The sequence below is a fragment of the Tahibacter sp. genome, from assembly GCF_032229445.1.
Lineage (GTDB): Bacteria > Pseudomonadota > Gammaproteobacteria > Xanthomonadales > Rhodanobacteraceae > Tahibacter.
Genome location: NZ_JAVTWC010000026.1, coordinates 82,292 through 102,059 on the forward strand (window position 1 = coordinate 82,292; position 19,768 = coordinate 102,059).

Consider the following 19,768-nt stretch of genomic DNA (forward strand, 5'->3'; position numbering starts at 1 on the left):
GCGCCTCGCTTTGCCTTTGTTACGGCGTCGCCCCGCTGAAGGACTTGGCCGTCGCGCCTTCGACCGCACCTATCCTGGCGCTGGAGCTGACGTAAAGCTCGACTTCGCGTTGGAATACCAGGCGTCCCTGCACGACTGCGTTCGGGCCGATCACGACGCGCGGCAGCTTCTGCTTGCCCCAGGACCAGCCGCTGGGCTTTTCCACGAGCAGGCCGCCGTCGATGCGCGAGTCCGCGCCGATCTCGATATCGCCGGCAACGGTCTCGATGTCGCCGCCGACGCGTGCCGCTTCCGTGCGAATGCGGCCGTTGACGTTGGACACCTTGCCGCTGATCTCGGCACCGCGCTCCAGCGTGATCGCGCCGTTGACCGACTCGACGTCGCCGTGCACGCGGGCGCGCTGGCCCAGCGAGACGGCGCCGTTGACGGTTTCGGCCGACTTCAGTTCGCTGTCGTCGCCGATCTCGATCGAGCCGTTGACCGTATCGGCCGAGTCGGCCTTGGCGTGAGGGGCGAGGTGGATGGATCCGTTGACGGTTTCGAGATCACCGGCGAGCTGGCCTTCGTCGATGCGGATCGAACCGTTGACCTTGTCGATGTCCGGCCCGGTACTGCCGGCCTGGGCGGTAGCGGAGAAGATGACGCAGAGGGCGATAGCAAGCGTTCGGGTGACCATGAAACGACTCCTGTGAAAGTGAACCCGGCGGCCGCGACGGCCCCGGTGATGACGGAAGCGTGGCTTCCTGCTGGCAGCAACTCTGATGCGAGGTTCCCGCAAAGGGTTGCAATCCCAGAGGTGACCCTGCCATTGGTCATGCCGGGCGGACTCCGGGTTGCGGCGATTCCGCTACCATGCGCGTTCCGCGACTGCAGCCGTTCCCGCCGTGACCGCACCCAAGCCCGTTCTGTTGCTGATCCTCGATGGCTGGGGCCATCGCGTCGAAACCGACCACAATGCGATCGCGCTCGCGCATTGTCCGAACTGGCGCCGCCTGCTGGCGACCTGCCCGCACGACCTCGTTGACACGCATGGCCTGCACGTCGGCCTTCCCGACGGTCAGATGGGCAATTCCGAAGTCGGGCACATGAACATCGGTTCGGGCCGCGTGGTCTACCAGGACCTCACCCGCATCGATCACGACATTTCCACGGGTGAATTCTTCAACAATGCGGCATTGCTGCAGGCCTGCGCCGCGGCCCGCGCCGGCAGCGGGACGCTGCAGGTTTTCGGCCTGATGTCGCCGGGTGGCGTACACAGTCACGAAAACCACATCTTCGCCCTGCTCGACCTGGCCGCGCGCGAAGGCGTTCCGCGCATCGCCGTGCATGCCTTCCTCGACGGCCGCGACATGCCGCCGAAAAGCGCCGAACCGTCGCTGCGTGCGCTCGAAGCCAAGTGCGCCCACACCCCCGGCGCGTTCATCGCCACGGTCGGCGGGCGCTATTACGCGATGGATCGCGACCATCGCTGGGACCGCGTGCAACTGGCCTGCGACGCGATCATCGATGCGAAGTCCGAATACCACGCCGCCAGCGGCATCGGCGCGCTGGCCTCGGCGTATGCACGTGGCGAGAACGACGAATTCGTCAAGCCGACCGTCATCGGCGCGGGGGCGCCGCTGCGCGACGGCGACGCGATCGTGTTCATGAACTTCCGCGCCGATCGCGCGCGCCAGCTGACCCAGGTCTTCACCGATGCGGCGTTCGACGGTTTCGTTCGCGAGCGTCGCGTCGCGCTGTCCGCCTTCGTCACGCTGACCGAGTACAGCGCCAGCCTCGCCGTCACTGCGGTCGCGTATCGCCCGCAATCGATGGCCAATACGCTGGGCGAATACCTGGCCGCGCTCGGCAAGACGCAGCTGCGCATCGCCGAGACGGAAAAGTACGCGCATGTCACGTTTTTCTTTTCCGGGGGGCGCGAAACGCCGTATGCAGGCGAGGAGCGCCTGCTGATCCCGAGCGCGAAGGTCGCCACTTATGACCTGCAGCCCGAGATGAGCTGCCCCGAACTTACCGACCGGCTCGTCGATGCGATCGCCTCGCAGCGCTTCGACTTCATCGCCTGCAACATCGCCAATCCCGACATGGTCGGGCATACCGGTCTGCTGTCGGCGGCCATTGCCGCGGTCGAGGCGGTCGACGTCGCGCTCGGCCGCATCGAGGCCGCGATCCGCGCCGTCGGCGGCGCGATCCTGATCACCGCCGACCACGGCAATCTCGAGCAGATGATCGACGAGAACGGCCAGCCGCATACGCAGCATACGGTCGGACCCGTGCCGCTGGTCTACGTCGGACCAGGCCATCCGCGCATCGAGCACGGCGCCCTGCGCGATCTCGCGCCGACCGCGCTGGCGCTGATGGGACTGCCTGCGCCGGCGGAAATGACCGGGCGTTCGCTGCTGACATTCGACGCCTGAGATCGCCTGCGTGCCTACGTCCGCCGGGTGCAGCGCTGTCGCCGGGTATCCGATGCGCGGCGCATCGGGCTACTGTGCGGCCTCGCGAGGGTTGCTCATGACGGCGCGGCACGTAGCGCAGCAGGCCGTTTTCGTTGCGGTCGGTGCCATGCTGCTTGTCTGTTGCTTCGACGCGTTGGCGCAGGAGACCGTACCGTCCGCTGCGCAGACCCAAGCGGTCGCAGCCGGCGCCGAGGAGCGCGAGGCGCAACGCAAGCTGCAGGCCACGCGTGACGAAATCCGCAAACTCGCCGAGCAGCGCAAGGCCACCGAAGCGGAAAAAGGCGGCGTCGCGGTCGAGCTGCGCGAGCGCGAGACGCGCATTGCGTCGATCGCGCGCGAGCTGCGCGAGCTCGACGAGAAGCTGGCCGAGCAGCAGCAGGCGTTGGACCAGCTGCAGCGGGCGCGCAAGGAACTCGAGCACAAGCTTGCGACGCAGCGCGATGCGCTCGCCGCGCTGCTGCGCTCGGCCTATGCGCTGGGCCGGCACGAGGAACTCAAGCTGATGCTGCAGCAGAACGAAGTCGCCACGACCTCGCGCGTGCTGGCCTACCACCGCTATTTCCAGCGTGCGCGCATGGGCCGCATCGGTGAACTGCTGGCCGACCTTGCGGATCTCGCACGCGTGCAGCAGGCGATCGAGGAGCAGGTCGCGCAGATCGGCGCGACGCGCGCCGAGCGCAATGGCGAAAGCGCGCGGCTGGATGCGGAGCGTGTCGAGCGCCAGGCCATGCTCGATGCGCTGGATCTGAGCCTGCGCGACCAGGCGGCGCGCCTGGCTGCGCTCGGCAAGGACGAGGCAGCGCTGCTCGAACTGCTCGAACGCCTGCGCGATGTGTTCGCCGACATCCCCAAGGAACTCACGGCGGCCGAGCCTTTCGCCGACCGTCGTGGCCGGTTGCCATGGCCGCTGGCTGGCAAGGTCGCGGTCGGCTTTGGCTCCAGCGACGATTCCGGCCGCGCGATTTCCGGCATCGTCGTCGCCGCCGACGACGGCGCGGAAGTGCGCGCCGTCTCGCACGGTCGCGTCGCCTATGCCGATTGGCTCAAGGGCTATGGACTCATCCTGATTCTCGATCATGGCGACGGCTACATGAGCCTGTACGGCTATAACGAATCCTTGCTCAAGGATGTCGGAGACTGGGTCGACGTCGGCGAGGCCATCGCCACGGCCGGTTCGAGCGGCGGACGCAAGAGTGCCGGCCTCTACTTCGAGCTGCGCGCGCGCGGCAAGCCATTGGATCCGCGCGGCTGGCTCAAGCCCGCGTCCTGACCCGCGAGACCGGGTCCGGTCTTGATAGTCGCGTGCACGCCGGCACTTCTGGGTGCAGCGCCGGTCAGACCGTATCGATCAAAGCCCCGCTGTCGCCGCTGTATAGTCGTTGCACGTTCGCTGGAGCCTTCCCCATGCCGTCGCGTTCACTGCTTTTCCTCGCCCTTTCCGCCTTCGCGCTCGCGGTCCAGGCCGATGCGCCGGCCACCCCGGAAACGCCGGAGGCCGTTGCGGCCAAGGCCGGTGTGAGCATCGAGGATGTGCGTACCTTCACCGCGGTCTACAACCTCGTGAAGCAGGCCTATGTGGAGGACGTCGGCGACAAGCGGCTCATGGAGGCGGCGATCAAGGGTCTGCTCTCGGGCCTGGATCCGCATAGCGAATATCTCGACCCACGCCAGCTCACCGATCTGACCGAAGGTACGAGCGGCGCCTACGACGGCCTCGGCCTGGAAGTGCTCACGATCGACGGCGTGCTGCGCGTGATCGCACCGATCGACGACACGCCAGCCGAGCGCGGCGGCATCAAGGCCGGCGACATCATCACGCGCATCGACGCCAAGCCGGTGTCTTCGGACAACGTCAACGAATCCGTGGAGCTGCTGCGCGGGAGTCCCGGCAGCAGCGTGGTGCTGACCGTGCTGCACGAAGGCGAGTCGGTGCCGGTCGACATCACCCTGAAGCGCGAGAAGATCAAGGTCGCGAGCGTGCGGGCACGCTGGCTCGAGCCGGGCTACGCCTACCTGCGGGTGAGCCAGTTCCAGGAGGAAACCGGTGCCGAGCTCAAGCGCAAGTTCGCCAAGCTCAAGGGCAAGGATCTGCCGATCCGTGGCGTCGTGCTCGACCTGCGCAGCAATCCTGGCGGCCTGCTCACCGCGGCGGTCGAGGTCAGCGATGTCTTCCTCGACAGCGGCGTGATCGTGTCCACGCGTGGACGCCTCAACGATACCGATCTGAGCTTCAGCGCCACGGCCGGCGATCTCGCCGCAGCGGCGCCGCTGGTGATCCTCGTCGACCGCGGCACGGCCTCGGCCGCCGAAATCGTCGCCGGCGCGCTCAAGGACAACCATCGCGGCCTGATCCTGGGCCAGAAGACCTTCGGGAAGGGTTCGGTGCAGACCGTGCTGCCGCTCGAAGACGGTCATGCGGTGAAGTTGACCACGGCGCGCTACTACACCCCCAGCGGTGTCTCGATTCAGGCCACCGGCATCGCACCCGACATCGAGCTGCGCGATCTCAAGCTCGCCGTGCGCGATGCGCCGCCGTCGCTGATCCCGAGCGAGCGTGACCTACCCAATCACCTCAAGGGCGAGGACGAAAAGCCGGAAGCGGCCGCCGCGAACACCGAAGCGCCGCCGCTCGACGACTACGCCCTCAACGAAGCCATGCATGTGCTCAAGGCCATGGCGCTGCGCAAGCCCACTACCGGTACGCCAGCCAAGGGCTGAGTCGCCGGGTCTCGCGCCTTGCCTACTGGCGCAGGCGCCGGGCTATGGCCGGTCGCGAGATCAGCGCCATCACGGCACCGACGAAGAAGCCGGCGATGTGCGTCCACCAGACGACGGCGCCGAAGGTAGGACCGACGTAGGTGAACAGCAATTGCAGCAGTACCCAGAAGCCGATCAGCACCGGCGCGGGCACCTTGACGAATTCCAGGAACAGGCCGAGCGGCAGCACCAGGCCCAGGCGTGAGCGCGGAAACAGGGCGAGGTAGGCGCCGACCACGGCCGACACGGCACCGCTGGAGCCGACGATGGGCGTGACCGCGCTGGACAGCGTGAGGGCGCCGACGAGATTGGCGATCGCGCCGCCGACGAGGTAGAGCGTCAGGAACCGGCGCGAACCGAGCAGGCGTTCCGCCGCGAGGCCGAAGATCATCAGGAACAGCAGGTTGCCGGTCAGGTGCAGCCAGTTCGCGTGTACGAACAGCGCACTGAACAGACGCAGGGCGCGCAGTTCGATCAGCTGGCGGATCAGCGGCGCGCTGGTGTCGAACAGACGTGCGGGCACCGTGCCCCAGCGGGCGAGCAGGGCCAGGCGCTCGTCGCCGGTGGTGGCCGCGAGCCAGAAGAACGCCAGCACATTCAGCGCGACGATGCTGATCGTTGCCCACGGTGGACCCGGACGGCGGCGCGATTCGACACGGATGAAGACCACGGAACCCCTCGCTGGCGCTGCTGTCAGCGCCGGCGAGCGGCGCAGGAACGATTCATGAACCGCCGCGCGGCACGATGAAGCGCTGGCCCTGGAAGATCAGCACGACGCCGTCCTTGCGGATCTCGCTGACGCGCACGTCGCCGCCGAGTTCGTCGCCCTCGACCTGACGATTGCCGTTGAGTACGACGAACCGCTGCGCCGGCGTGGCGCTGTAGACGTGCATCGACATCTTGAGATCGGGCAATTCCTTGCGCACGTTGTACGGCAGTTGCCAATAGACCGGCAATTGCTCGAGCGGTTGCACCGCTGGCGCTTCCGGGGACGGCGCTGCTGCTGCAACCGGCGGTGTGGGTGGCGGTGGTGCGGCGGTCGGCGCGCTCGTTTCCGGCGGCATGAGCCCCGCGGTCCCGCCTGGGGGTACCGCTGTCTGGGAGACGGCAGGCGTCGTCGGTCGTGGGGATTTCGCTGCCTGGGTCGGCGGCTGGCTCGGGCGTTCCTTGATGAACGGCGAGCGGCCGGATTCCGGGGTCGGCGGCGCCGCCGCATCGGCGCCGCGCTCTTTTTCCTTGACTGCCATCTTGCTGGCCAGACCCGCGGGATCGTTGACCGGCGTTTCTGGCGGCGCGGCGCCCAGGGTCAGCGGCGCGGCCTCGCCCGGCGCGAGCGGATTGGCGCCGGGTGGATGCGGCTCGGATTCGCGCTCGGCGATTTCTTTGACGGTCGGCGGATTGCTCTGTGCCGGCGCTTGGTTGTTCAGCCGCGGCGGCGGTGCCAAGGTGGTCACCAGATTGGTGTTGGCTACTGCGTTCGCACCCATGGTCGGGCGGCGTTCCGAGGCGCTGCTCGCCGAGGCCGGATCGGCACCGGATGCGGCCGCTGCGGTGCCGCCAGTCGCTGCTGCCGGTGTGGCGCTCGTTGGAGCGGTCTTGCTGTTTGCCGTCGCCGCCTCGCTGCTCGCTGTCGCAGGGGCACCTTTTTCCGGGGCCGCGGTGTCCCGCGTCAGAAACCAGCCCGCACCGAGCGCGATGACGATGGCTGCCGCGAGGTAAGGCAGCAGCGAGCGCTGCCGCGGGGAGCGGGCGAACGGCGTCGCCAGGCCTGGCGGTTCACCCAGGCGGCGTTGCTGTTCCGCTTTCTTCAGCGCTTCATGGATCAGGGACATGGGGGTCGGGTCTTGGTCGTCAGAATCAGTTTAAGCAAAGGGGTTCGGTCAAAACGGCTTGATAAAACCGGCTCGGCACATCGTTCAGTCGACACTGCGTGCCAGCCGCGGCCCGTCGGCCGCGAGCGAGGACAGCGCGAACAGGGTTTCCTGCCCGACGATGCCGTCGGCGGTCAGCCCGTAGGCGACCTGCAGCTTGCGCACACGCTCTTCCAGAACCGTATCGAAGAAGGCCGGCCCGAGGCTGGCTTCGGCGTTGCCGTCCAGGCGCGCGAGCTGTTGCTTGGTCCAGCTGACCGCGTTGCCCGCGTCGCCGAGGCGCAACGGTACCGGCGTGTCGGCCGGCAGGCGCCAGGTGACGGCGAAGCCGCCTTGCCACAGGCGTTTCAATTCCGCGCGCGTCAGGCGATAGCCGACGCCCGCAAAGTCTAGCTTAACGGCGTCGCCGGCCACGCCGCGCAACAGGGCCAGGCCGCGCCTGCCCTCGTACTCGAGTTCCAGCAGCAGCGGACGGTCGAAGCGCAGCAACTGGTCCAGCGTGGCCTTACCGCGCAGGCAGTCGAAGCCGGGGAAGATATGCGGTTGGCAGCGTGCCGCGTCGGCGACGCTTACGTCGCGTGAACTGACCTGCCAGCGTGCGAGTAGCTGCGTCCAGGCCATCAGGTCGGCACCGTCGACCGTGCCGAGCTTTTCGCCCAGCACGGCTGCGCCGTCGGCCTGCACCACGGTCGGCACCGGCGCGACGGGTGCGGGCGGCGGTGGCGCGGCCCGGCGCAGCCAGGCCACGCCCACTGTCGCGGCGATAATCATCAGGCCCAGCGCGACCCTGCGACCGTAGCGACGCAGGTAGTAGCGCGCGTGACCCGGCAGGGTCTCGTCGGCGGCGAGATCGACGAGGCGCTCGCCGATGCTGTCGGTCTCGCGCGCGAAGCCGGCCATCAGCGCGCGATCGCCGATCACATTGATCAGGCGTGGCACGCCGCCGGAGCGCTGATACAGCGCGCGCAGGCCCAGGCGCGAGAACGGCAATTTGCGCGACCCGGCGACGGCCATGCGATGGCGCACATAGGCTTCGCATTCCTCCGAGTTCAGCGGGGTCAGGTGGTAGCGTGCGGTAATGCGCTGGGCGAGCTGGCGCAGGTCGTCGCGCTCGAGCAGACGGCGCAGCTCCGGCTGGCCGAGCAGGATGATCTGCAGCAGTTTCTGCGTCGGGGTTTCCAGGTTGGTCAGCAGGCGCACCTGCTCCAGCGCCTCGACCGACAGGTTCTGCGCCTCGTCCACGATCAGGACCACGCGCAATCCTTGCGCGTAGGCGTCGAGCAGGAAGGTGTTGAGCGTGTCGACCAGCGCCTTGAGGCTGCCGCGTCGGCCTTCGATATCGAGCTTGAGTTCCTCGCAGACCGTTTCGACCAGTTCCACTGGCGAAACCTTGGGATTGAGCACGAGCGCGACGCGCGTGTTCTCGGGCAGTTGTTCCAGCAGCAGGCGGCACAGCGTGGTCTTGCCGGTGCCGACCTCGCCGGTCAGCTGCACGAAGCCGCCGGAACCGCCCTTGCCAATTCCGTACAGCAGGTGCGCGAGCGCGTCCCGGTGACGCTCGCTCAGGAAAACGTAGCGCGGATCCGGGGTGATCGAGAACGGCGTTTCCTTGAGACCGTAGTGCTCCAGATACATGCGGCCGGGTTCCTCGACGGCGACCCGCCGGGCCGGTCTGGCAGGCGGGGCGGGCAAGCTTAACCGATGCCATCCGGCGCTCCGCGTTAAAAAAACGCTGACGGCTGGCTAAATGGACGTTATTGGGCGGATAGCGACATGGCGTGCGCTCGGGCAGCATCAGGCGCGCCAAGCAATTTCCGGACGCAGCTATGAACCGCTTGTTGGTGTGTTGGTTCCTCTTCGCTGCCGCGTCCGCGCAGGCCGCATGCCCCCCCATGCCTTCCGCTGCCCAGATCGCTAAAGCCCAGGCGCGCAGCGACGATGCGATCGAATGGCTGCAGCGCTACGCATTCGCTCGAACGCTCAAGTGCGGCTGGGACGATGCCTTGCCCGCCATCGAGCGCGCGCTGGAAGCGACGCAGGACAGCCACGCAGAACGATTCCATGAAGGGGCGGTGCTTCTCGCCCTGATGCACCCGCAGGACGTGGTCGAAAACTACGTGGAAGAATCCGACGAGCTGGCCGACGACCGCTGGCTGCGTCCGTTCTTGCTGCGGCCCGGTGAACGGGACGCAGCCGTGCGACATTTCGATCAGGCGATACCCAAATTCGTCGCGTTGCTGGCCGGTCGGGCAGGCGGCGACAGGACGTTCGAGGCCTACGCGCAGATCGCGTTGGTCGCCCACGAGGTGCGCAGCGGCGAGGTCGCGGCGGCGAGGTCGCGCCTGGAGCGGCTGGCGTCGTCCCCCGTGGTCCTGTCGGAGGATGACGAAGGCGAGGACAGTGCGGAACTGATATCCCGTATGCGCACCGCACTGGCGCCGATGTCCCAGGTCGGACCGGAACCCAGTGACTGGGTGCTCGACAAAACGGGCGGCACGAATCGGCGAATTTGCGGCTTCGCGCAGCTCGGCTCCGGTATCGATCCTGCGGGACTGCGCGCCGATGTCCTGCGCGCGCAAGGCGACGAGGCGCGCGCGCTGGCAGTGCTGCTGCGCAACGAATGGCGCGGGCCCGCGCCAAGCGGTGTCACTCATGCGCTGCGCCTGTTGCCGTTGCTCAAACGCAGCCATCCCGGCGACGGGCTGCGCCAGGGCTGGCTCGACGCGGAAGGCTCGATCCGCACCGAAGGCGAGCGTCCGGGATTCGTGCTCTACGGCGTGGAGCTGCCGTTGCCGAGGGCCGTACGCGAGAACGCGCCCGGCGATCCGTCCGGCACGATCGAACGGCCGTTGCGCCGCGACGAAGCCATTGCCTACTTGCGCGACTGGAGCTTCTTCGAGGTGTTGTTCCCGCAGGGCTTGCCCCCGCACCGATGAACCTCTGAAAGCCCGTGAGCCTTCGGCGGGCCCGGGGCGATCTGCTGCTCGACCCCGGTGCGACACTGTTTTCGGTTGCTTCGGCGTCTTCGACGTCAAGCGCTTGCGCCGCTGGACGGTCCGACTTGACGAATCCGCCAGTGCTGGCGGCCTGGCCCCGCGTGTAGACTGTGCCGGCGCCGGATTCCGCTGGCGCTACGTTTCCAACCTGGCTTCCGGATGCATCCGGCGCGGCGTCGGCCCGCACCGGCAACGGCTGCAGCCGTTGTGCTCCGAGCCCGAATGTCATTCGCCTTAGGGGTTACTCCATGGAATACACAACGCAACAACTTCCGGAAGCGGGGCTAGGCAGCAGTCGCATCGGCTTCATCCGCTCGGCCTACGTGCATCTGGCCGCCGCGATCGTCGCGTTCACGCTGATCTCCACGGCGTTCTACATGTCGGGCGTCGGCGTCGCCATGCTCAAGCTCATGGGTGCGAGCAAGTGGGCCTGGATCGGTTTCCTCGGTGCCTTCATGGTCGTCGGCTGGCTCGCCAGCAGCTGGGCCGACAATGCCGAAAGCAACGGCAAGCAACTCATCGGCCTGGGCATCTACGTGGTCGCCGAAGCGCTGATCTTCGCACCGCTGCTCGCGATCGCCGCCAACATCGCTCCGGGCGCCATCGGTGCAGCCGCCTTCATCACGCTGGTGCTCGTCGGCGGCCTGACCTTCACCGCCTTCACGCTGAAGAAGGACTTCTCCTTCCTCGGCGGTCTGCTCAAGATCGGTGGCTTCGTCGCACTCGGCGCGATCGTGGCCAGCGCGATCTTCGGCTTCCAGCTTGGCATCTGGTTCTCCGCGATCATGGTCATCTTCGCCGGCGGCTGCGTGCTGTACGACACCTCGCAGATCATCCACCACTACCCGGAAGATCGTCCGGCCGGCGCCGCGCTGCACCTGTTCGCCTCGGTCGCGCTGATGTTCTTCTACGTACTGCGCATCCTGCTCTCGCTGGCCAGCAGCGACGACTGATCCAGCCTCGTATCGACTGCTGTACCGACGCAGGACCGGCGATCCAGGGAGGGATCGCCGCGCCGGTCGCCGCGACGGCGGCGTACCGGCAAAGCGGCACCGCCCGACGGTGAATCTGCTTCAGGGACGAATGTTCCATCCCGCCGTTGACGGGTCGGCGGTTGCCCATCGGCCGATGTGGCATCCGCAGCGCATCCGATAGTCTTTCCTTCTCACTTTTTCTCACCACTTCCTGGCGCGTAGGCGCGGCGGGGCGAACAGACACAGGGGTACGACATGGGTTTTCTGGGGAAACTGCGTGGAATTCTGATTTTGCTGGTGCTGCTTGTCGGCGGTCCGGTAATGATTGGCGCCGGCTACAACGAAGCCAGGGACAGCAAGGCGCTGGCCGACCACGGCGTCGTCACCGACGCCGTGGTGACCGAAGTGACCTGGAGCAAGAAGCGCGGCAGCGAACGGAACTTCCACGCCAAGGTGAGCTTCGTCACGCCCGACAACCGCACGGTCGACGCCAACCTGAGCGTGCCGACCACGCTCGGCAAGGAACTGCGCGACGCGCCGGAAGACAAGCCGACGACCGTGTCGGTGCGTTACCTGCCCGAAGACACCAGCACGGTGGCGCTGGCCGATCACAAGGACGAATCGGGTTTCCAGTACGGCGTCGGCGCACTGATGTTGCTCGCCGGCATCGGCCTGCTGGTCTGGCGTCTGCGCAAGAAGCCGGAAGAGGCTGTGGACGCGCAGACGGCGTAGTCCGACAGGCGTCAGGGTGTGTGGCGCTCCCTGGCGTTTGTGTTGCAAGCATTTCCGCGGAGGCGCCGCCCATGCAAGGCTGGCGCCTCCGCCGCCGATTACTCGCCCAGCGTCAGCAGCGAGGCGTTGCCGCCGGCCGCCGTGGTGTTGATCGTCAGCGTGCGTTCGGTGACGAAGCGCGCGAGGTAGTGAGGGCCGCCGGCCTTGGGGCCGGTGCCGGACAGGCCTTCGCCGCCGAAGGGCTGCACGCCGACGACCGCGCCGATCTGGTTGCGGTTGACGTAACAGTTGCCCACTTTGACACTTCTGGAAATCTGCTCGATCGTCGAATCGATGCGGCTGTGCACGCCGAGCGTCAGGCCGTAGCCGGTAGCGTTGATCTGATCGATGACCTTGCCGAGTTCCGACGCCTTCCAGCGCAGCACGTGCAGCACAGGTCCGAATACTTCGCGCTTGAGCTGGTCGAGCGAGGCGATCTCGTAGGCGCGCGGCGCGAAGAAGGTGCCGTGTTCGCTGCCAGCGCCGAGTGTGGCGACCTTGATCAACTTCGCTTCCTTGTCCATGCGCGCGGCATGGTCCTCGAGGATCTTCTTCGCGTCCTCGTCGATGACCGGTCCGATGTCGGTGGACAGCAGCCGCGGTTCGCCGACCTTGAGCTCGTCCATGGCACCGGCGAGCATGTGGATGACCTTCTCGGCGATGTCTTCCTGCACGAACAGGATGCGCGCGCACGAACAGCGCTGGCCGGCGGAGTAGAACGCGCTGCTGACGGCGTCCTTGACGACCTGCTCGGGCAAGGACGAGGAATCGGCGATCAGCGCATTCTGGCCGCCGGTTTCGGCGATCAGTACGGCGATCGCCGCTTCGCGCGCGGCGAGCGAGCGGTTGATCGCACGTGCGGTGTCGGTCGAACCGGTGAACACGACGCCGGCGACGCGCGGGTCCCTGCACAGTGCCGCGCCGACCGTGGCGCCGTCGCCGGGTACGAACTGCAGCACGCCGGACGGTACGCCGGCGTCGAGCAGCAGTTGCGTGGCGCGGAACGCGACGAGATTGGTCTGTTCGGCCGGCTTGGCGATCACGGCATTGCCGGTGACCAGCGCGGCGACGACCTGTCCCATGAAGATCGCGAGCGGAAAATTCCAGGGGCTGATCGCGACAAACACGCCGCGGCCATTGAGGAACAGCTGGTTCGATTCGCCGGTAGGTCCCGGCAGCGTGTCCGGATGCGCGAGCATGCGGCGCGCCTGTGCGGCGTAGTAGCGACAGAAATCGACCGCTTCGCGTACTTCCGCGATCGCGTCCGGAATGGTCTTGCCGGCTTCGCGTACGCACAGTGCGATGAGTTCGCCGCGATGCGTTTCCATCAGATCCGCGGTGTGCTCGAGGATCTTGGCACGGCCGGCGGCCGGCGTGCGATCCCAGTCCGGTTGTGCCGCGAGGGCGTTGGCGATCGCCTTGTCGACGGCCGCGGCATCGGCCGGCTGCCAGCTGCCGACGGTGCGGCGGCGATCGGCCGGGTCGGTCACGGTGATCAGGGCGGAAGAGAAGTTCGCGCCTGGGATCAGCGGTTTGGCCGTCCAGGTCTGCGGCGAGGCGGCGATCGCGTCGGCGAGCGCCTTGAGTTCGTTGTCGTTACCGAGATTGACGCCCATGGAATTCTTCCGTTGCTCCCCGAACAGGCCGGCCGGCTGTGGAATGCGCGGGTGCGGCTTGGTAGTGAAATGGCGCACGATATCGACCGGATCGGCGACGAGGTCGCGGATCGAAAGGCTTTCGTCGACGATGCGGTTTACAAAACTGGTGTTTGCGCCATTTTCCAGAAGGCGGCGCACAAGATACGGCAGCAGGTCCTCATGTGAACCAACCGGTGCGTAGACGCGGCACGGCGCGTTCATGTTGCGCGGGCCGATGACCTCCGCGTAGAGGTCCGCACCCATGCCGTGCAGGCGCTGGAACTCGAACGGGCGCCCCTTGGCCATGTGATGGATCGCGGCGATCGTATGCGCGTTGTGCGTGGCGAAGGCCGGATAGAACAGGTCGCCGTAGTCGAACAGGCGGCGTGCGCAGGCCAGGTACGACACGTCGGTATTCGGCTTGCGCGTATACACCGGATAGCCGGCGTGGCCGCTTTCCTGCGCGCGCTTGACCTCGGAATCCCAGTACGCGCCCTTGACCAGACGCACGCACCAGCGCTGGCCGTTGGCCTTGGCTCTTTCGGCGAGCCAGTCGATCACGAACGGCGCGCGCTTCTGGTAGGCCTGCACGGCCAAGCCGAAGCCCTGCCAGCCGGCCAGCGACGGATCCGCATGCACCGCGGCAATGATGTCGAGCGAGATTTCCAGGCGCTCGGATTCCTCGGCATCGACGGTCAGGCAGATGCCCTGTGCCTTGGCGAGCTTGGCGAGTTCCAGCAGCCTGGGCTGCAGCTCGGCGAAAACACGCTCGCGCTTGGCGACTTCGTAGCGCGGATGCAGAGCGGACAGCTTGATCGAGATCGACGGCGCATCCAGCACGTCATTGAACGGCCCACGATTGCCGAGCGCCTTGATCGCGTCGATGTAGGCGCGGTGATAGCGCTCGCCGTCGGGTGTGGTCAGTGCGCCTTCGCCGAGCATGTCGTAGGAATAACGGTAGACGCGGTTTTCCTTTTCCTCGGCGCGGTCGAGGGCCTCCTTGATGGTGCGGCCCATGACGAACTGGTGGCCCATGATGCGCATGGCCTGGCGCACGGCGAGGCGGATCACCGGCTCGCCGGCGCGGCCGATCAGCCGTTTGAGCGCGCCCAGGAAATTGCGCTGCGTCTCGTCGGCCAGCGTGACCAGCTTGCCGGTCAGCATCAGGCCCCAGGTGCCGGCGTTGACGAGCACCGAATCGCTCTTGCCCACGTGCGATTCCCAGTTCGCGTCACCGAGTTTGTCGGAGATCAGCTTGTCGGCGGTTTCCTTGTCGGGAATGCGCAGCAGCGCCTCGGCGACGCACATCAGCAGCACGCCTTCCTCGGACGAAAGATCGTACTCGCGCATGAAGGATTCGACCGCGGATTTCTGGTCGGCCTTGGCGCGCACGCGAGCGACGATCTCGCTGGCTCGGGCCAGGACGAGATCGCGCTCGGGCGGAGGCAGCGCGGCCTGGGCAACGAGTTCGTTGACCGCTTCGGTCTCGTCGCGGCAGTAGGCGGCGGTCATGCGCGCGCGCGCGGCGTCAGCCGGCGCAGGCAACTCGGGTGTCAGGATGTCGGCACTCACGGAGGGTCTCGGTGATGGAATGCCGGCCTGGCGCGGGCCCGGCAAGGGAGAAGCGGGATTCTAGAGGGTGCCGGTACCCGGTCAAGGTCATATCGTCGCAATGGCGACCGTATCGTTCCTGCGGCAATTCGCCGCAGCATCTACGGTTCGGGCGCGTCGCGTCATCGTCAGGCCGTTCTGCGGTGGCTTTGCTTTCCTTGCCCGTGTCCGGCCTAGCCACTATCATTTCGCGGTTCTACGCTTGGCGCTCGCTGCCGGCGCGGCGCCTGGCGCCGGCGCCTCAGCCTGCGACAGTGCCGATATCCTGCGGCCCCGTCCCATCGCTGACCTGCGCGACCCCTCGGGCCTGCGCTGCGGCATGACGGCGTGCCGCGCGGCCCACAGCCGGGCAGGGAATCGGCGGCACAATGGCATTCGGTGCGTGGCCGGACGCAAGCTTGGCGTTGACCTTTCCAGGGTCACGTCCCGGCTCGCGGACGGCGGCGGCCCCAACGACTGGGATGGCTTTAGGGTGATGGCAATGAAGTCTCTGGCAACTACGCGAACCGGGCGAGCCGCCGCGGCGGCAGCGCTCGCGATGGCGACGGGAATGGTGCACGCCTCGACGATGCCGGCGCGCTGGCAGCTCAACATGGGCAAGGGCGTCACCGAGTCGGCGCACAACGCCTACCACGCGCACATGATCGCGCTGTGGGTATGCGTCGTCATCGGCATCATCGTGTTCGGCGCCATGGCCTACGCCATGTTCAAGTTCCGCAAGTCCAAGGGCGCGGTCGCGGCCCAGTGGAGCCACAACACGAAGGCCGAAGTGATCTGGACTGTCATCCCAGTCGTCATCCTCATCGCCATGGCCTGGCCGGCGACCCAGATCCTGGTCAAGCAGGCCGACACGTCCAATCCCGTGCTGACGGTCAAGATCACCGGCTACCAGTGGAAGTGGCGCTACGAATACGTCGACTACCAAGGCAAGCCCACCGGCGTGAACTTCGTCTCCAAGATCGATGCCGAAAGCGACAAGGCGCGCCAGCTCAACTCCGGCCTCGACCCGCATGCGGTCAAGGTCGGCAATGAACAGACCTACCTGCTCAACGTCGACAAGCCGCTCGTGCTGCCGACGAATGCCAAGGTCCGCTTCGTCATCACCGCCGACGATGTGATCCACGCATGGTGGGTGCCGGCGCTGGGTTGGAAGACCGACGCCATTCCCGACATCATCAACGATGCCTGGACCCTGATCGAACAGCCAGGTACCTATCGCGGCCAGTGCGCCGAACTCTGCGGCCAGGATCACGGATTCATGCCCATTGTCGTCGAGGCCAGGCCCAAGGCCGAATTCGACCAGTGGCTCGCCGCGCAACAGGCGGCCGCCGCTCCCGCTACCGCTCCTGCCGCGCCGGCTCCCGCCGCCGCGCCGCAGGGTTAAGTCTCAGTACGAGGTCGAATCCATGGCTACGCACGCCGCCGCCGGTCACCACGCCGATCATCACGACGACCACGATCACAAGCCGCAGGGCTTCATGAATCGGTGGGTCTTCACGACCAACCACAAGGACATCGGTACGCTGTACCTCGTCTTTGCTTTCATCATGTTCTGCATCGGCGGCGCCATGTCCGGCGTGATCCGAGCCGAGCTGATGACGCCGGGCCTGCAGCTCGTCGAGCCGTACTTCTTCAACCAGATGACCACGTTGCATGCGCTGGTCATGATCTTCGGCGGCGTGATGCCGGCCTTCGTCGGCCTGGGCAACTGGATGATCCCGCTGCAGATCGGCGCGCCCGACATGGCGCTGCCGCGCATGAACAACTGGTCCTTCTGGATCATGCCGTTCGCGTTCACCGTGTTGCTGCTGACCCTGTTCCTGCCGGGCGGCGCGCCGGCCGGTGGCTGGACGCTGTACCCGCCGCTGTCGCTGCAGGGCGGCTCGTCCGTCGCCTTCGCGATCTTCGCGATCCACATGATGGGCATCAGCTCGATCATGGGCGCGATCAACATCATCGCGACCATCCTCAACATGCGCGCACCGGGCATGGATCTGCTCAAGATGCCGCTGTTCGTGTGGACCTGGCTGATCACCGCGTTCCTGCTGATCGCCGTGATGCCGGTGCTGGCCGGTGCGGTCACCATGCTGCTGACCGACAAGTTCTTCGGTACGAGCTTCTTCAACGCGGCCGGTGGCGGCGACCCGGTGATGTTCCAGCACATCTTCTGGTTCTTCGGCCACCCCGAGGTTTACATCATGATCCTGCCGGCTTTCGGCGTGGTGTCGGAAATCATCCCGACCTTCTCGCGCAAGCCGCTGTTCGGCTACCAGGCCATGGTCTACGCGACCGCGTCGATCGCGTTCCTGAGCTTCATCGTCTGGGCCCACCACATGTTCACGGTCGGCATGCCGCTCGGCGGCGAACTGTTCTTCATGTACGCGACCATGCTGATCGCCGTACCCACGGGCGTGAAGGTGTTCAACTGGGTCTCGACCATGTGGAAGGGCTCGATGACGTTCGAGACGCCCATGCTCTGGGCGGTCGGCTTCGTCATCCTGTTCACGATCGGCGGTTTCTCGGGCCTGATGCTCGCGATCGTGCCGGCCGACTTCCAGTACCACGACACCTACTTCGTCGTCGCCCACTTCCACTACGTGCTCGTGACCGGTGCACTGTTCTCGATCATCGCCGCGGTGTACTTCTGGTGGCCGAAGTGGACCGGCAAGATGTACTCCGAGAAATGGGGCAAGTTCCACTTCTGGTGGACCATCGTGTTCGTCAACCTGCTGTTCTTCCCGCAGCACTTCCTGGGGTTGGCCGGCATGCCGCGCCGCATCCCGGACTACAACGTCGCGTTCGCCGACTGGAACCTGGTCAGCTCGATCGGCGCGTTCGGCATGCTGCTGACGCCGATCTTCATGTTCCTGATCCTGTGGCATTCGAAGAAGCACGGCGCCACCGCGACTGCGCAGGTCTGGGAAGGCGCGCACGGCCTGGAATGGACGGTGCCCTCGCCGGCGCCCCACCACACCTTCACCGAGCCGCCCGTGATCCGTGCGCAGGATCTGGCCCACGGCGACCCGACCCACTGAGAACCCAGGCGCGCCAGATAGCTCTGCCGCGCCGAACCGACCATGAGCACCGAACCCGCCCGCTTCGACCCGACCCAACGCCGCGCGGCTGTCCGCCGCACGGCCTGGATCATCGCGGGCGTGATCGCGCTGATCTACGCCGGCTTCTTCGTGCGTGCCGTGCTGCTGATGGGCACTCCGGGGACGGGATCGTGAGCACGGCCAATCGCGTCTGGCAGAAGAAGGGCTGGCTCATCGCCGGCGGGTTCTTTGCTTTCGGCTTCGCGCTGATACCGCTGTACAACATCGCCTGCGAGCACGTGCTCGGCATCAAGCTCGAGCAGGGCGCCGTCGACGCCGATGCAGCCGCGGCGATGACGGTCGACGAATCGCGCCTCGTCACGGTGCAGTTCGTCGCCAGCACGAAGTCCACGCTGCCCTGGGCGTTCAGCGCCGAAAAGGTCAGCATGCAGGTGCATCCGGGCCAGCTCAGCGAAGCCTGGTTCGATGCGACCAACATTTCCGCGCGCGACATCGTCGGCAATGCCGTGCCGAGCGTCGCGCCGAACTCGGCCTCGCTGTATTTCAACAAGACCGAGTGTTTCTGCTTCACCGAGCAGATGCTCAAGGCCGGCGAAACCAAGCGCATGCCAGTGCGCTTCATCGTCGACCCGCGCCTGCCCAAAGACATCAGTACCTTGACCCTCGCCTATACGTTCCTGGAGAACGATATCGCGACCAAGAAACTGGCCGAATCCAACCAGGCCGCCGCGCCGGCGTCCTGATCCAGCGTTCCAACCGGGGTTTCTCACCATGGCGACAGCAGCAGAAGGCAAGAACATCTACTACGTGCCGCACGGCAGCAAGTGGCCCGCGGTCGGCACGATAGGCCTGTTCACGACCATGATCGGCGCGGCGAACTGGCTCAACGAAGTGAGCTGGGGCAAGCCGGCGTTCTATGTCGGTGTCGCGATCCTGCTGTTCATGATGTGGGGCTGGTTCGGCGACGTGATCCGCGAGTCTCTCAAGGGCATGTACAACGCGCAGGTCGACGTGTCGTTCCGCATGGGGATGATGTGGTTCATCTTCTCCGAGATCATGTTCTTCGCTGCGTTCTTCGGGGCGCTGCTCTACGCGCGCATGTATTCGGTTCCGTGGCTCGGCGGCGAAGGCGACGGCGCGCTGACCAATTTCTACCTGCACCAGGGCTACGCGGCCGCCTGGCCTACCAACGGCCCCGACGCGATCGGCGGCGCCTTCCAGACCATTCCGGCCTGGGGCGTGCCGCTGCTCAACACGCTGATCCTGCTGACCTCGGGCGTGACCATCACGATCGCCCACCACGCCCTTCGCGCCGGCCATCGCAAGCAGCTGCTCGTGTTCCTGGGCCTGACCGTCCTGCTCGGCGCGATCTTCCTGTTCTACCAGGCCGAGGAATACATCGAGGCCTACCAGCATCTGAACCTGACCCTGGGTTCCGGCGTGTACGGCTCCACATTCTTCATGCTGACGGGTTTTCACGGTCTTCACGTCACGCTCGGCACCATCATGCTTGCCGTGATCTGGTTCCGTTGCCTCAAGGGCCATTTCACCAAGGACAACCACTTCGCTTTCGAAGCCGTCGCCTGGTACTGGCACTTCGTCGACGTGGTGTGGCTAGGTCTTTTCATGTTCGTTT

Annotated in this window: 16 protein-coding genes; 11 read left to right on the forward strand and 5 right to left on the reverse strand. The window is 66.4% G+C overall.

The window, feature by feature from the left end; translation table 11 throughout:
- Positions 1-19: 19 nt before the first annotated feature.
- A complete protein-coding gene (locus RUU78_RS06180; RefSeq protein WP_313914751.1) occupies positions 20-676 on the reverse strand; it encodes a hypothetical protein in 657 nt (218 codons plus the stop codon).
- A gap of 208 nt (positions 677-884) precedes the next feature.
- On the opposite strand from RUU78_RS06180, the gene gpmI reads away from it, so the two are divergent.
- The 3 genes from gpmI (at position 885) to RUU78_RS06195 (ending at position 5,177) form a co-directional block, all read left to right on the forward strand.
- Positions 885-2,417 carry a 2,3-bisphosphoglycerate-independent phosphoglycerate mutase gene (gene gpmI / locus RUU78_RS06185; protein WP_313914753.1) on the forward strand — a complete coding sequence of 511 codons (1,533 nt, stop codon included), beginning with the start codon at positions 885-887 and terminating at the stop codon, positions 2,415-2,417.
- A 97-nt stretch (positions 2,418-2,514) separates the two neighbouring features.
- Positions 2,515-3,729, forward strand: coding sequence for a peptidoglycan DD-metalloendopeptidase family protein (locus RUU78_RS06190; protein WP_313914755.1), 1,215 nt, complete (start codon positions 2,515-2,517; stop codon positions 3,727-3,729).
- 134 nt (positions 3,730-3,863) lie between these two features.
- Entirely contained in the window at positions 3,864-5,177 is a 1,314-nt protein-coding gene (locus RUU78_RS06195) for a S41 family peptidase (protein WP_313914757.1), read from the forward strand.
- A gap of 22 nt (positions 5,178-5,199) precedes the next feature.
- On the opposite strand, the gene RUU78_RS06200 is transcribed toward RUU78_RS06195, so the two are convergent.
- The 3 genes from RUU78_RS06200 to RUU78_RS06210 all read right to left on the reverse strand — a co-directional run bounded on the left by RUU78_RS06200 (position 5,200) and on the right by RUU78_RS06210 (position 8,722).
- Positions 5,200-5,886, reverse strand: coding sequence for a rhomboid family intramembrane serine protease (locus tag RUU78_RS06200; RefSeq protein WP_313914759.1), 687 nt, complete (start codon positions 5,884-5,886; stop codon positions 5,200-5,202).
- Between the two features lie 52 nt (positions 5,887-5,938).
- Entirely contained in the window at positions 5,939-7,048 is a 1,110-nt protein-coding gene (locus RUU78_RS06205) for a general secretion pathway protein GspB (RefSeq protein ID WP_313914761.1), read from the reverse strand.
- A gap of 84 nt (positions 7,049-7,132) precedes the next feature.
- Positions 7,133-8,722 (reverse strand): AAA family ATPase, encoded by a 1,590-nt coding sequence (locus RUU78_RS06210; protein ID WP_313914764.1) that lies wholly within the window; start codon positions 8,720-8,722, stop codon positions 7,133-7,135.
- A 257-nt stretch (positions 8,723-8,979) separates the two neighbouring features.
- Between RUU78_RS06210 and RUU78_RS06215 the strand changes: the two genes are divergently transcribed.
- From RUU78_RS06215 to RUU78_RS06225, 3 genes are all read left to right on the forward strand, one after another.
- Complete coding sequence (locus RUU78_RS06215; protein WP_313914767.1) at positions 8,980-10,023, forward strand: hypothetical protein; 1,044 nt, start codon at positions 8,980-8,982, stop codon at positions 10,021-10,023.
- Positions 10,024-10,331: 308 nt separating this feature from the next.
- A complete protein-coding gene (locus RUU78_RS06220) occupies positions 10,332-11,036 on the forward strand; it encodes a Bax inhibitor-1 family protein (RefSeq protein ID WP_313914769.1) in 705 nt (234 codons plus the stop codon).
- 276 nt (positions 11,037-11,312) lie between these two features.
- Positions 11,313-11,789: a DUF3592 domain-containing protein gene (locus RUU78_RS06225; protein WP_313914772.1), complete on the forward strand. Its 477-nt coding sequence runs from the start codon at positions 11,313-11,315 to the stop codon at positions 11,787-11,789.
- Between the two features lie 98 nt (positions 11,790-11,887).
- On the opposite strand, the gene putA is transcribed toward RUU78_RS06225, so the two are convergent.
- On the reverse strand, positions 11,888-15,037 hold the full coding sequence (putA, locus tag RUU78_RS06230; protein ID WP_313914774.1) for a bifunctional proline dehydrogenase/L-glutamate gamma-semialdehyde dehydrogenase PutA: 3,150 nt from the start codon (positions 15,035-15,037) through the stop codon (positions 11,888-11,890).
- 577 nt (positions 15,038-15,614) lie between these two features.
- Between putA and coxB the strand changes: the two genes are divergently transcribed.
- The 5 genes from coxB to RUU78_RS06255 form a co-directional block, all read left to right on the forward strand.
- Positions 15,615-16,460, forward strand: a complete 846-nt coding sequence (gene coxB / locus RUU78_RS06235) for a cytochrome c oxidase subunit II (RefSeq protein ID WP_313914788.1) — start codon at positions 15,615-15,617, stop codon at positions 16,458-16,460.
- A gap of 94 nt (positions 16,461-16,554) precedes the next feature.
- The gene (gene ctaD, locus RUU78_RS06240; protein WP_313914790.1) at positions 16,555-18,111 is read left to right on the forward strand and encodes a cytochrome c oxidase subunit I; all 1,557 of its coding nucleotides are present in this window, start codon (positions 16,555-16,557) and stop codon (positions 18,109-18,111) included.
- A gap of 42 nt (positions 18,112-18,153) precedes the next feature.
- Positions 18,154-18,306, forward strand: coding sequence for a hypothetical protein (locus tag RUU78_RS06245; RefSeq protein ID WP_313914776.1), 153 nt, complete (start codon positions 18,154-18,156; stop codon positions 18,304-18,306).
- The gene (locus RUU78_RS06250; protein WP_313914778.1) at positions 18,303-18,875 is read left to right on the forward strand and encodes a cytochrome c oxidase assembly protein; all 573 of its coding nucleotides are present in this window, start codon (positions 18,303-18,305) and stop codon (positions 18,873-18,875) included. The genes RUU78_RS06245 and RUU78_RS06250 overlap by 4 nt, the downstream gene beginning before the upstream one ends.
- 28 nt (positions 18,876-18,903) lie before the next feature.
- Positions 18,904-19,768, forward strand: an 865-nt coding sequence (locus tag RUU78_RS06255) for a cytochrome c oxidase subunit 3 (RefSeq protein ID WP_313914780.1), incomplete at its 3' end; no start/stop codon positions are given.